Annotated in this window: 13 protein-coding genes; 3 read left to right on the top strand and 10 right to left on the bottom strand. The window is 70.2% G+C overall.

Going from position 1 to position 12,572, the window contains the following annotated elements:
- Positions 1-574: 574 nt before the first annotated feature.
- Positions 575-1,849, bottom strand: a complete 1,275-nt coding sequence (gene tyrS / locus VF330_RS07940) for a tyrosine--tRNA ligase (RefSeq protein WP_330850853.1) — start codon at positions 1,847-1,849, stop codon at positions 575-577.
- Positions 1,850-1,962: 113 nt separating this feature from the next.
- Here tyrS and VF330_RS07935 point away from each other — a divergent pair, with 113 nt between their 5' ends.
- Both VF330_RS07935 and VF330_RS07930 read left to right on the top strand, forming a co-directional pair.
- Positions 1,963-2,379 (top strand): hypothetical protein, encoded by a 417-nt coding sequence (locus VF330_RS07935; protein WP_330850852.1) that lies wholly within the window; start codon positions 1,963-1,965, stop codon positions 2,377-2,379.
- Between the two features lie 10 nt (positions 2,380-2,389).
- A complete protein-coding gene (locus VF330_RS07930) occupies positions 2,390-3,433 on the top strand; it encodes a TIR domain-containing protein (protein ID WP_330850851.1) in 1,044 nt (347 codons plus the stop codon).
- On the opposite strand, the gene VF330_RS07925 is transcribed toward VF330_RS07930, so the two are convergent.
- From VF330_RS07925 to argC, 9 genes are read right to left on the bottom strand one after another with little or no spacing between them, the layout of a single operon-like run.
- A complete protein-coding gene (locus VF330_RS07925) occupies positions 3,425-4,030 on the bottom strand; it encodes a DNA-3-methyladenine glycosylase (RefSeq protein ID WP_330850850.1) in 606 nt (201 codons plus the stop codon). The genes VF330_RS07930 and VF330_RS07925 overlap by 9 nt on opposite strands.
- Positions 4,020-5,411, bottom strand: coding sequence for an argininosuccinate lyase (gene argH, locus VF330_RS07920; protein ID WP_330850849.1), 1,392 nt, complete (start codon positions 5,409-5,411; stop codon positions 4,020-4,022). Before argH ends, VF330_RS07925 begins: the two co-directional genes overlap by 11 nt.
- Positions 5,412-5,423: 12 nt before the next feature.
- Positions 5,424-5,690 carry an argininosuccinate synthase gene (locus VF330_RS07915; RefSeq protein WP_330850848.1) on the bottom strand — a complete coding sequence of 89 codons (267 nt, stop codon included), beginning with the start codon at positions 5,688-5,690 and terminating at the stop codon, positions 5,424-5,426.
- On the bottom strand, positions 5,683-6,168 hold the full coding sequence (locus tag VF330_RS07910) for an arginine repressor (protein ID WP_236222492.1): 486 nt from the start codon (positions 6,166-6,168) through the stop codon (positions 5,683-5,685). The genes VF330_RS07915 and VF330_RS07910 overlap by 8 nt, the downstream gene beginning before the upstream one ends.
- Positions 6,165-7,097, bottom strand: a complete 933-nt coding sequence (argF, locus tag VF330_RS07905; protein ID WP_330850847.1) for an ornithine carbamoyltransferase — start codon at positions 7,095-7,097, stop codon at positions 6,165-6,167. The genes VF330_RS07910 and argF overlap by 4 nt, the downstream gene beginning before the upstream one ends.
- A complete protein-coding gene (locus tag VF330_RS07900) occupies positions 7,094-8,227 on the bottom strand; it encodes an acetylornithine transaminase (RefSeq protein ID WP_330850854.1) in 1,134 nt (377 codons plus the stop codon). Before VF330_RS07900 ends, argF begins: the two co-directional genes overlap by 4 nt.
- 20 nt (positions 8,228-8,247) lie before the next feature.
- Positions 8,248-9,117: an acetylglutamate kinase gene (gene argB, locus VF330_RS07895; RefSeq protein WP_330850846.1), complete on the bottom strand. Its 870-nt coding sequence runs from the start codon at positions 9,115-9,117 to the stop codon at positions 8,248-8,250.
- Positions 9,114-10,286, bottom strand: a complete 1,173-nt coding sequence (gene argJ / locus VF330_RS07890; protein ID WP_330850845.1) for a bifunctional glutamate N-acetyltransferase/amino-acid acetyltransferase ArgJ — start codon at positions 10,284-10,286, stop codon at positions 9,114-9,116. The genes argB and argJ overlap by 4 nt, the downstream gene beginning before the upstream one ends.
- On the bottom strand, positions 10,283-11,296 hold the full coding sequence (gene argC / locus VF330_RS07885) for an N-acetyl-gamma-glutamyl-phosphate reductase (protein WP_330850844.1): 1,014 nt from the start codon (positions 11,294-11,296) through the stop codon (positions 10,283-10,285). The genes argJ and argC overlap by 4 nt, the downstream gene beginning before the upstream one ends.
- A gap of 114 nt (positions 11,297-11,410) precedes the next feature.
- Between argC and VF330_RS07880 the strand changes: the two genes are divergently transcribed.
- Positions 11,411-12,572: sensor histidine kinase (locus VF330_RS07880; protein WP_330850843.1), on the top strand; the 1,162-nt coding region annotated here is incomplete at its 3' end.

Below are 12,572 nucleotides of genomic sequence, written 5' to 3'. Positions count from 1 at the left end.
ATAAGGATCGTTGTGATCGCTCCAGACGGAATATGTCTGGCAATCTGGTAAAACTACTCAAAGGAATACTCCTGACGAGGAGTATTCATATTACTGGCTGTGTTTCGGCACGCTGTTGAGTTCTCAAAGAACACGCGCTCATCATCACGATCCGCCACACGGCGACTCGATCCGAGGCTGTGTCGTACATAAGCTTGTTATTTGAAACTTCCGACGCCCTTGGCCTCTGAGCTCAGACGAGCTACCGGCTGGGTCTTCATCGTTTCTCGGTCACCCACTCTACCACACTTAGTGGAAGCTTGGTTCGTGACCCTCGTCGCGCTCCGTTCCGGCGTTCCCGGCCCGTTCCGCGCTGACATGGAGAAAGTTACACGCACGCCAACGCAGGGTCAAATCGGGGGCGCCCCAGCGTCCTGCGGCAAAGAAACCGCAGGTCAGCAGCCCCGTACAGGACCCAGGAACACGCTATCGCAGCCCAGATCCCGGCACACTGTGACCGCCGTCACGCTTAGAAAGATCAAAGGCCGCCGGCCCACAAAGGGGCCGACGGCCTTGCACACTCGGGAACCGCAGGTCAGACGCGGACGTGCACGCCGGCGTTGTTGCGCTTGCCCCGCCGGAGCACCAGCCACTCGCCGTGGAGCAGGTCGTCCTTCGACGGCACCCACTCCTCGTCGGTCACCTTCACGTTGTTCACGTAGGCACCGCCTTCCTTGACCGTGCGCCGCGCGGCACCCCGGCTCTCGGCCAGACCGCACGCGACGAGCAGGTCGAGGACCGTCGGCGAGTCGGCCAGCCGCACCTCACCGGACGGTGCCTCGGCCAGCGCGTTCACCAGCGTCCGGAGGTCGAGGTCGCGGAGCTCGCCGCGGCCGAACAGCGCGCCCGACGCGAGGATCACCTGCTGCGTCGCCTGCTCGCCGTGCACCAGGTCCGTGAACTCCTGCGCGAGGCGCTTCTGCGCGGTGCGCAGGTGCGGCTTCTCCGCGGTCTCCTTCTCCAGCTCCTCGAGCTCCTCGCGGGTGAGGAACGTGAACAGGCGGAGGTAGCGCAGCACGTCGGCGTCGCCGGCGTTCACGAAGTACTGGTACCAGGCGTACGGCGAGGTCATCTCCGGGTCGAGCCACACGTTGCCGCCACCGGTGGACTTCCCGAACTTGCGCCCCTCGGCGTCGGTCACCAGCGGCGCGGTCAGGGCGTGCACGTGCTTGCCCTCGACGCGGCGGATCAGGTCCACGCCGCCGACAATGTTGCCCCACTGGTCGGAGCCGCCGACCTGGAGCGCGGTGCCGTACTTGCGGTGCAGCTCCAGGTAGTCGTTGGACTGCAGCAGCAGGTAGCTGAACTCGGTGTACGACATGCCGTCGGTCTCGAGGCGGCGCTTCACCGTCTCGCGCGACAGCATGACGTTGATCGAGAAGTGCTTGCCGACGTCGCGCAGGAACTCTAGCGCCGTGACCTGGCCGGTCCAGTTGAGGTTGTTCTCGACGACGGCGCCGGTGGGCGAGTCGTCGAACTCGACGAACCGCTCCAGCTGGCCGCGGATGCGCACCGCCCACTCGGCGACCATGTCGAGCGAGTTCAGCGTGCGCTCTCCGGTGTCGCGCGGGTCGCCGATCATGCCCGTCGCCCCGCCCGCCAGCACGATCGGCCGGTGGCCCGCCATCTGGAAGCGCTTGAGCATCAGCAGCGGGACCAGGTTGCCGGCGTGCAGCGACGGCGCCGTCGGGTCGAAACCGCAATAGAGGGTGAGCGGGCCGGCGTCCAGGTCCTTCCGGAGTGCGTCGAGGTCGGTGGACGTCGCGATCAGGCCGCGCCAGGACAGTTCGTCAAGGATGTGCTCGCTCACGGCACTCATTGTCGCCTACCTGGTCCAACAGGTTTCGACCTGGTACGCGTACGGGTACGCACGTGGGCATGACGGATCCACGTGATGCGGAGTTACGGCGGCCCACTGAACGCATGCCGCGCGTGAACGAGCCGCACATGCCGCGGGTGAACGAGCCGGTGGTCGAAGAGGTCGTCGAACGTGACGCCGACTACCGCAAGGTGCGGACGGTGCGGACCGTCTGCGCGATCATCGACGTCGTGTGCTGGGTGTTCGCCATCGTGCTGTTGGTGCACATCTTCCTGGTGATCGCCGGCGCGAACGCCGGCAACGGGTTCTTCCAGTTCGTGGCGGGGTGGGCGGACGGCATCACGCTCGGCCTGGACGGTCTCTTCACTCCGGACAACGCGTCCGTGGCAACGCTTCTCAACGAGGGTCTGGCCGCCATCCTGTGGCTGGTCATCGGTGCGTTGCTCACCAACCTGATCACGCGTATCGCACTGCCCTCCGGTTACCGGCGCGCCTGGTACCGCAGGACTGTCCGGCCGTGAGAATGGCGGGGTGGCCGAGTACGAGTTCGACGTCGCCCCCTCGTTCGCCGTCGAAGACCGCGCCCAGGTCCTCCAGGTGGTCCACCGCCTGAAGGACCTGGGTGTCTCGGTGTACTACGACGAGGACCAGCTCGTCGAACGGTGGGGCCTGGACCTCGTCGAACACACCTCGGAGACGTTCGGCCACCGCGTCCGGTACGTGCTCCCGTTCGTCTCCCGGCACTACGTCGACGAGCGGTGGGCGCGCCTGCAGCACCGTGTGTCGCAGGCGCGCGCGTTGGACCAGCAGGCCGAGGTCCTGCTGCCGATCCGCATTGACGACACGGACGTGCCAGGCCTGCTGTCCACCGTCGGCTATCTGGACGTGCGTGTGCACAGCACCGATGTCATCGCACGAGCCGTGGTGCAGAAGCTCGCCCAGCACCGTGCGTCGTTCACGGCCACCACTCCGATCACGCCGCAGTCGGTGGCCGCGCTGGCGCGGGAGAAGCCGCGCGGCTGGGAGTACCTGCTCTACGTCACCGTTGTGGCGCAAGGACTTGCCGAGCTGGAGCGGAAGTACCGGGAGCACTTCCTGCGGTACGCGCCGCGCAACGGGGCCGTCGAGCACAGCAACGGGATCGCGTTGATCCGGGACCGCAACGTGCTGCTGGGCGAGATCATCAAGGTCGCCGTCGACACGGTGTTCACGGCGGACACGCAGGAGGCCGCGTTCGGCAGGCCGGGCGCGCCGGGCGACCCGGACCGGATCGTGCACCTCGGTGAGCTGTTCGTGCGGACGTTCGACGAGATCCTCGAGTGGGCCCGTGACATCCACGGCACCAGTTACGCCGATGACCACGCACGCACCGCGGCGCGCATTCAGGCGCAGTTCGCCGACCAGCAGCTACGGGCGATGCACGGGGTCGCCCACGACCTGCGCGAGGTGGCGGACACGCTGGTCGAACGGCTCACGGCCGGCGAGCAGATCACCATGACCGTGCCGCTGGTGTTCGAGGTGGACCCGGCGCTGGAGCGGGAGTTCAAGGCCGCGCTGGACAAGCTCTCACGCTGACCGGGTGCGTCGCTTCCCGCCGCGCTTGTACGTCGACACGGCCGGGGAGTCGATCCAGAACCGCCACGGCACGTCCATCGCCACGGCGACGCCGACGCGCGGTCCCGAGAACACCTCCGTGACCGGCTCCCCCGCGTACAGCCGCACGGGCGAGTCCGGGGAGGTCAGGTCGACGCCGTTCTGCGACCGGTCCAGGCCGAGGACCTTGCACAGCCGCGCGGGTCCCTTGGCCAGTTCGGCGGCGGAACGCGAGGCCGGCCGGCGGGAGAACGCCACGTCCTCGCCGGAGACGACTTCGCCCGCGCGCAGCAGCACGGCACCGGGGACGCCGTCGACCAGCGACACGACGTTGGCGCAGAAGTGCATGCCGTAGACGAAGTAGACGTACAGGTGGCCGGCGGGGCCGAACATCACCTCGTTGCGCGGGGTCTTGCCGCGGTAGCAGTGCGACGCCGGGTCGTCGCCGCCGCGGTAGGCCTCCACCTCGACGATGCGCACCCGCACGTCGCCCGCCTCCAGGAACGAGCCGAGGAGGAGCCGGGACGCATCGACCGGGTCGATGGCCAGCTCCTCCTCGGTCAGCAGCCTAGAACTCACGCGCGGAAGCGGCCTTCGCGACGAGGGCGTCGAGCTGTTCGCGGACGCGGTCGGGCGCCGTGCCACCGTGGGCGTTGCGCGAGGCGATCGAACCCTCGACCGTCAGCACGGACCGCACCTCCGGGGTCAGCGACGGCGAGATCGCGGCGAACTCCTCGTCGGTCAGGTCCTCCAGGCCGACGCCACGGGTCTCCGCCGCGCGCACGCACGCACCGGCCGCCTCGTGCGCCACGCGGAACGGAACGCCCTGGCGCACCAGCCATTCCGCGATGTCCGTGGCCAGGGTGAAGCCGGCCGGGGCCAGCGAGGCCATGCGATCGACGTCGAACTTCAGCGTCGCCACCATGCCGGCGAACGCGGGCAGCAGGAGCTCCAGCTGCTCGACGCCGTCGAACAGCGGCTCCTTGTCCTCCTGCAGGTCGCGGTTGTACGCGAGCGGCTGGGCCTTCAACGTGGCGAGGAGCCCCGCCAGGTTGCCGATCAGGCGGCCCGACTTGCCGCGCGCGAGCTCCGCGACGTCCGGGTTCTTCTTCTGCGGCATGATCGAGCTGCCGGTGGACCACGCGTCGTCGAGCACCGCGAAGCGGAACTCGGCCGTGGTCCAGATGATGACCTCCTCCGCGACGCGCGAGAGGTTCACGCTGATCATGGCCAGCACGAACGCGATCTCGGCGGCGAAGTCGCGGGAGGCGGTGCCGTCGATGGAGTTCTCGACCGGCGCGTAGAAGCCCAGGTCGGCGGCCACCTTCGCCGGGTCGAGACCGAGCGACGACCCCGCGAGCGCGCCCGAGCCGTACGGGGAGAACGCGGCGCGCTTGTCCCAGTCGTGCAGGCGGTCGACGTCGCGCAGCAACGCGTGCGCGTGCGCGAGGAGGTGGTGCGACAGCAGCACGGGCTGTGCGGACTGCAGGTGCGTGCGCCCCGGCATCACGGCGCCGAAATGCGTCTCGGACTGCGCGGCCAGCGCGTCGACCACGTCGAGCACTCCGGCGGCGACCCGGCGGGCCGCGTCGCGCAGCCACATGCGGAACAGCGTCGCCACCTGGTCGTTGCGGGAACGGCCCGCGCGCAGCTTGCCGCCCAGCTCGGTTCCCGCGCGGTCGATCAGGCCGCGTTCCAGGGCGGTGTGGACGTCCTCGTCCTCCAGCACCGGGGTGAAGGCACCGGACTCGACGTCGGCGAGCAGCTCGTCGAGCGCCTTCTGCATGCCGGCGAGCTCGTCGTCCGTCAGCAGGCCCGCCGCGTGCAGCACACGGGCGTGCGCGCGCGAACCGGCGATGTCGTACGGCGCCAGCCGCCAGTCGAAGTGCGTCGACAGCGACAACCGCGCCATCGCCTCGGCCGGTCCCGACTCGAACCGGCCACCCCACAAAGAACTCATCAGACGCAACTTTCAGCTAGCGAAGTCGTAGAGCGATTCTTCCGAACGGGCGATAAGCCCGACGACGCGCCCCTCGTACAGCGCGACGTCGACCTCGCCGGACCCCGACGGCAGTGCCATCCGCGCGACCCGGACCGCGACCGATCCCAGGCTGGAGCGGACCACGCCCGCGCGGAAGTTGAGCTCGCGGACGGCCTCGGCGAGGGAGACGGTCTCGCCGTCCACCGCCACCACCACGCCCGCGTCGAACGTCAGGACGGCGTGCACGGGGTCATTCATCGCCGGAACCCGTGGCCAGCGCGGCGATCCGCTCGGCCAGCTCGGCGCCGGTCATCGGCTCGCGGGCCACGACGAGGATCGTGTCGTCACCCGCGATCGTGCCGACGACCTCGTGCAACGCCGCCCGGTCCAGCGCCGAGGCCAGGAACTGCGCCGCACCGGGCGGAGTGCGCAGGACGGCGAGGTTGGCCGACGAGTCCGTCGAGACGAGCAGCTCGCCGAGCACCCGCGCGAGCCGCGTCGTGCCGCCCTGGACACCGCGCACCGGGCTGCCGTCCTCGGGGATGACGTAGATCGGCGCTCCGCCGTCGGGACCGCGCAGCTTGACCGCGCCGAGCTCGTCCAGGTCGCGCGACAACGTGGCCTGGGTGACCTCGATGCCCTCCGCGGCGAGGAGCTTCGCGAGCTCGGACTGGCTGCGGATGACGAGCTGGCTGACCATCTCGACGATGCGGCCCTGACGCGCGGTGCGGGTCATGACGACTGCTCCAGCAACCACACGAGGAGCGCCTTCTGCGCGTGCAGGCGGTTCTCGGCCTCCTGCCACACGAGCGACTGCGGACCGTCGAGCACGTCGTCGGTGATCTCCCAGCCGCGGTGGGCGGGCAGGCAGTGCAGCACCGTCGAGTCCGGCTTCCCCGTCGCGGCGAGGAGATCCGCGTTGACCTGGTACGGGCGGAACGGGCCGACGCGGTCCTTGCCGTCGTTCTCCTGCCCCATCGACGTCCAGGTGTCGGTGACGAGCACGTCCGAGCCGTCGACCGACTCGCGCGGGTCGCTGATCAACGCCACCGAACCGCCGGTCTCGGCGGCGCGCTTCTTCGCGTCCTCCAGGAACTGCGGGTTCGGCACGAACCCGGCGGGCGCGCCGATGCGGACGTGCATGCCGGCCGTGGCGCCGCCGAGCAGCAGCGAGTGCGCCATGTTGTTGGCGCCGTCGCCCAGGTACGTGAGCGTCAGTCCGGCGAGCTTGCCGTGGCGGCGGCGGATGGTCTGCAGGTCGGCGAGCACCTGGCACGGGTGGAACTCGTCGGTCAGCGCGTTGACGACCGGGATCCGCGAGACCGACGCCATCGCGTTGATGCGGGCCTGCGCGAACGTCCGCCACACCACGGCGTCGACGTAGCCGGACAGGATCCGCGAGGTGTCCTCGATGGTCTCCTCGCGGCCCAGCTGCATCGACCGGCCGTCGATGATCACCGGGTTGCCGCCGAGCTGCGCGATGCCGACCTCGAACGACAGGCGGGTGCGCGTCGAGTTCTTCTCGAAGATCACGGCGACGGACTTGGGTCCCGCCAGCGGCTTCGCGGTGAACCGGTCGGCCTTGTAGGCGTCGGCGAGGTCCAGGACGGCCGCCTGCTCCTCGGTGGAGAGGTCGTCGTCGCGGAGGAAATGCCGGGGGCTCATGCCTGCTCCTCGAAGAAGGTGGGGAGCGCGGCGACGAAGGCCTGCGCGTCGGACTCCTCCAGCACGAGCGGCGGGGCGAGCCGCAGCACGTCGGGCTGGATCGGGTTGATCAGGTAGCCGGCCTTCTGCGCGGCCGCCGCGGCCTTCGCCGAGACCGCCTCGCGCAGCGTGATGCCGAGCAGCAGGCCGGCTCCCCGCACTCCGGAGATGGCGGGGTGGTGCAGCGCCTCCACGCCCGCGGCGATCTCCTTGCCCACGGACGAGGCGTGCTCCAGCAGGCCTTCCGAGGCGATCGTGTCCAGCACCGCGAGACCGGCGGCGCAGCACACCGGGTTGCCGCCGTAGGTCGTGCCGTGGTGACCGGGCTTGAACAGCTCCGCCGCCGCGCCGAAGCCGATGGTCGCGCCCAGCGGCAGACCGCCGCCGATGCCCTTGGCGAGGGTCAGCACGTCGGGCACGATCCCGGCCTGCTGGAACGCGAACCACGTGCCGAGGCGCCCGATGCCGGTCTGCACCTCGTCGAGGATGAACAGCGCGCCGTGCTCGGCGGTGATCCGGCGGGCCTCCTGGAGGTAGCCGGCGGGAGGAACGACGACGCCCTGCTCACCCTGGATGGGCTCGACGATGAACGCCGCCGTGTCGTCGTCGATCGCCGCCTCCAGCGCCGCGACGTCGCCGAACGGGATGTGCGAGACGCCGGGCACGAGCGGTTCGAACGGCGCGCGCTTGGGCTCCTGGCCGGTCAGCGTCAGCGCGCCCATAGTGCGGCCGTGGAAGCCGCCGATCGTGGAGACGACCTTGGTGCGGCCGGTGAGGCGCGACATCTTCAGCGCCGCCTCGTTGGCCTCGGCGCCGGAGTTGCAGAAGAAGACCTTGCCGGGCTCGCCCGCGATGTCCAGCAGGCGTTCGGCGAGCTTGAGCGCGGGCTCGTTGACGTACAGGTTGCCGGTGTGGCCGAGCTTCGCGATCTGCGTCGAGACCGCCTCGACGACCGCCGGGTGCGCGTGGCCGAGGGCGTTGACCGCGAGACCGGTCAGCAGGTCGACGTACCGGTTGCCGTCGGCGTCCCAGACGTGCGCTCCCTCACCGCGTTCGAGCTGCAGCGGAGGTGTGCCGTAGTTGTCCATCATGGACTGTTGCCACCGCGTGGTCACTTGTCCCCCAAGACCATCGTTCCGACACCTTCAGTGGTGAAGACTTCGAGCAGGACGCTGTGCGCCAGCCGGCCGTCGATCACGTGCGCCTGCGGGACGCCGCCGCGCACCGCGCGCAGGCAGGCCTCCATCTTCGGCACCATGCCGCTTTCCAGGTCCGGCAGGATCTTCTCCAGCTCGGCGGCGTGGATCCGGTCCACCAGCGACGACCTGTCGGGCCAGTTCGAGTAGAGGCCCTCGACGTCCGTGAGCACGACGAGCTTCTCCGCGCCGAGAGCGACCGCGAGAGCGCCGGCCGCCGTGTCCGCGTTGACGTTGTGCGGCACGCCGTGGACGTCCGGCGCGACCGACGACACGACCGGGATGCGGCCCGCGCGCACGATGTCGAGCACCGCGTCCGGGTTGACCTCGGTGATGTCGCCGACGAGGCCGATGTCGACCTCCTCGCCGTCGACGACCGCGCCGCGGCGGGTGGCGGTGAACAGGTGCGCGTCCTCGCCGGAGATGCCGACGGCGTACGGGCCGTGCTGGTTGATCAGGCCGACGAGCTCGCGCCCGACCTGGCCGACCAGGACCATCCGCACGACGTCCATGGCCTCGGGCGTCGTGACGCGCAGACCGCCGCGGAACTCGCTGTGGATGCCCAGCCGGTCCAGCATCGACTTGATCTGCGGGCCGCCGCCGTGCACGACGACCGGGCGCAGTCCGCACAGCCGCAGGAACACCATGTCCTCGGCGAACGCCTTTTTCAGCTCGTCGTCGACCATGGCGTTGCCGCCGTACTTGACGACCACGAGCGCGCCGCGGAAGCGTTCCAGCCACGGCAGCGCCTCGACGAGGACCGCCGCTTTCTCTTGTGCGTTCATGAGGAGTACGCGCTGTTCTCTTCGACGTAGTCGTGGGACAGGTCCGTGGTGAGCACGGTGGCCTCGGCGTCGCCGACGTTGAGGTCGATGACGATCTCGATCTCGCGGCCGGAGAGGTCGGCTTCCGATCGGTCGCGGTCGCGGGTCCCGCCGCGGTACAGCGACACGCCGTTGATCAGGATCTGGAGGACGTCCGGGTCGATCTCGGCGTCCGCGCGGCCCAGTGCCATCGCGATGCGGCCCCAGTTCGGGTCGCTGCCGAACAACGCGGTCTTCACGAGGTTGTCCTCGGCGACCGTCCGTCCGATGTGGACGGCCTCGGCCTCGGTGGCGGCCTGCCTGACCGTGATGCTGATCTCCTTCGTGACGCCCTCGGCGTCGCCCTGGAGCTGCTTGACCAGGTCGCCCGCGACCTCGGTCAGCAACGCGGCGAAGTCGTCGAACGACGGCTCGAAGCCGGAGGCACCCGAGGCCAGCACGAGCACGGTGTCGTTGGTGGACGTGCCGCCGTCGACGTCGAGGCGGTCGAACGTGCGCGAGGTGGCCAGGCGCAGCGCCCGGTCCAGGTCGTCGCCGGAGATCCTGGCGTCGGTCGTGATGACCGACAGCATCGTGGCCATGTTCGGCGCGAGCATGCCCGCGCCCTTCACGAACCCGCCGACCGACCAGCCCTGCTCGGAGGCCTTCCACGACTGCTTCGGGCGGCTGTCCGTGGTCATCACGCCGGTGGCGGCGTTCAGACCGGCCTCGACCGACGAGTCCAGCTCCTTCGCGACGTTCTCGACGCCGGCCAGGACCTTGTCCATCGGCAGGCGCTCGCCGATCAGGCCGGTGGAGCAGACCGCGACGTCGACGGCGCCGGTGCCGAGCACCTCGGCGACCTTCTCGGCGGTGGCGTGCGTGTCCTGGAAGCCCTCGGGGCCGGTGCACGCGTTGGCGCCGCCGGAGTTGAGCACGACCGCGGTGAGCCGTCGCGACTGGATCACCTGCTGCGACCACAGCACCGGCGCGGCCTTCACCTTGTTCGTGGTGAAGACGCCGGCGGCGGCGTCGGACGGCCCGTCGTTGACGACGAGCGTGAGGTCCGGCGCGCCGGATTCCTTGATCCCGGCGGCGATCCCGGCGGCCCGGAAGCCCTTCGGTCCGGTGACGCCCTTGCTGCGGTTCACGGAGCTACTCCAACGGTCGAGAGGCCGGACGTTTCCGGCAGGCCGAGAGCGAGGTTCATGCACTGGACGGCGGCACCCGCGGTGCCCTTGGCCAGGTTGTCGACGGCGGCCACGACCACGAGCCGATTCAGGTCGGAGTCGACGGCGACTTGCAGCTGGACGGCGTTCGACCCCAGCACGGCGTTCGTCGTCGGCCAGAAACCCTCGGGCAGCAGGTGCACGAACGGCTCGTCCGCGTACGCCTTCTCGTAGGCCTCGCGAACGTTTGCGCCTTCTTTGAGCGTCGCCGTGCAGGTGGCGAGGATGCCCCGGGACATCGGCGCGAGCACCGGCGTGAAGCTGACGCCGATCCGGCGGCCGGCCACGGCGCTCAGGTTCTGGGTGATCTCCGGCGTGTGCCGGTGCGCACCCCCGACGCCGTACGCGCTGGCCGAGCCCATGACCTCGGACCCGAGCAGGTTCGGCTTGAGCGACTTGCCCGCGCCCGACGTGCCGGACACGGCGACGACGACCACCTCGTGCTCGATCAGGCCGACGGCCGGGGCGAGCGCGAGCGACGACACCGTCGGGTAGCAGCCGGGGACGGCGACGCGGCGCGCGCCGACGAGCCGGTCCCGCTGGCCGGGGAGCTCAGGGAGGCCGTAGGGCCACGAGCCCGCGTGCTCGCCGCCGTACCACCGCGTCCAGTCGTCGGCGCTGGTCAGGCGGTGGTCGGCGCCGCAGTCGATCACGACCGCGCTGTCGCCGAGCTCCTCGGCGATGGCGGCGGAGTGGCCGTGCGGAAGTGCGAGGAAGACCACGTCGTGCCCTGCGAGGGTCTCGGCTGTGGTGTCTTGTAGGCGGCGGTCCGCGAGCGGCAGGAGGTGCGGCTGGTGCTTGAGCAGCAGGTCACCGGCGCTGCTGTTCGCCGTCAGCGCGCCGATCTCGACGTCCGGATGTCCCAGTAGCAGGCGGAGCAGCTCGCCACCCGCGTACCCGCTGGCGCCCGCGACCGCGATCCTCACTGTCATACGCATGATTATGCACGGTCATGCAAACTCACTCAACCGACTGTGGCCACCTGTCCACCTCGTCGAGCCACCTGGCGCTGGGCCCCGCGACCGGGGTCGACCATGATGATCAGCGTGAACGTGAAGGTGCGCGACTGGTCGTGGATGGCGACCGCCTTCCTGCTGGCGCTCGTGACGCTGGTCGCGCCGCTGGGCAGACCGGGTCAGTGGTGGCTGGTCGTGGCCTCGGCGGTGTGGGCCGCCGCGCTGGTGCCGCTCAGCGCGCGCCGGCCGGGGTGGGCGATCGTGCTCACCGCTCCCCTCAACGCGGTCAACAACCTGCTCGCGCTCGCCCCGACGTCGCTGGCGATCTTCCGCGCGGCCCGGTCCGTCCGGTCCCAGGGCAGGCTGTGGGCGTTGATCGGCGTGACCGCGGTGCTGCAGGCGGCGTTCGGCGCGCTGTACTCGTGGCGCGCGGGCGACGGCCTGGCCGAGTACCTGCTCGGCACGGCGTTCACCGTCGTGTTCCTGCTGGTCTTCCCCGCTGTCGCCGGTGGTCTCATCGGGCGGCGCAAGCCGTTGACGCAGGTCTTGATGGAACGCAACGACTACCTCGAACACACGCGTGTGCTGACCGCGAGCACCGCGAGGTCGGCGACGCGGGCCCACATCGCCAGCGAGATGCACGACATGCTCAGCCACCGCCTCCGCCAGTTGACCACCCACGCCGGCACGCTGGAGCGGTCCGCCGCCGAGCAGGCCCCCGAGCTGCGCGAACAGGTCGAGCTGATCCGCAAGACGTCCGCCGTCGCGATGGAGGAGCTGCGGGAGATCCTCGGCGTGCTCGGCACGTCGGCCGACGCCGACGAGGACGCCGGCACGCGCACGGACGTCGAACGGCTCGTGGCCGCGTCTGCTGCCGCGGGGGTGTCCGTCGTTCTGGACTGGTCGGGCGACGATCTGTCCGATGCGGACGCAAGGCTGCGGAGGGCAGTGCATCGGGTCGTGCGTGAAGCACTCACGAACGTCCACAAACACGCGCCGTCCGCACGAACGCGCGTCTCGGTGCAGGTGGCCGAACGGGTGCGCGTCGAGGTGGTCAACGGCCCGAGCAGCGAACCGAGGGGCGGCGGCACCCGCCGCGGGCTCATCGGCTTGGAGGAACGGGTCGAGCTGATCGGCGGGTCGTTCGACGCGCGTCCGTCCGCGGGCGGGTTCCGGGTCGCGGCCGACCTGCCGCTGCACCCGGTGGTGCAGGAGGAGACGGGTGCGCCGGGCGCGGTGGCCGAGGCGCCGC

Origin of the sequence: Lentzea sp. (genome assembly GCF_036380075.1) — a bacterium.
Taxonomy (GTDB): Bacteria; Actinomycetota; Actinomycetes; order Mycobacteriales; family Pseudonocardiaceae; genus Lentzea.
The sequence above is the reverse complement of the archived record's forward strand: the minus strand, read 5'-3'. Positions and strand labels throughout refer to the sequence as shown.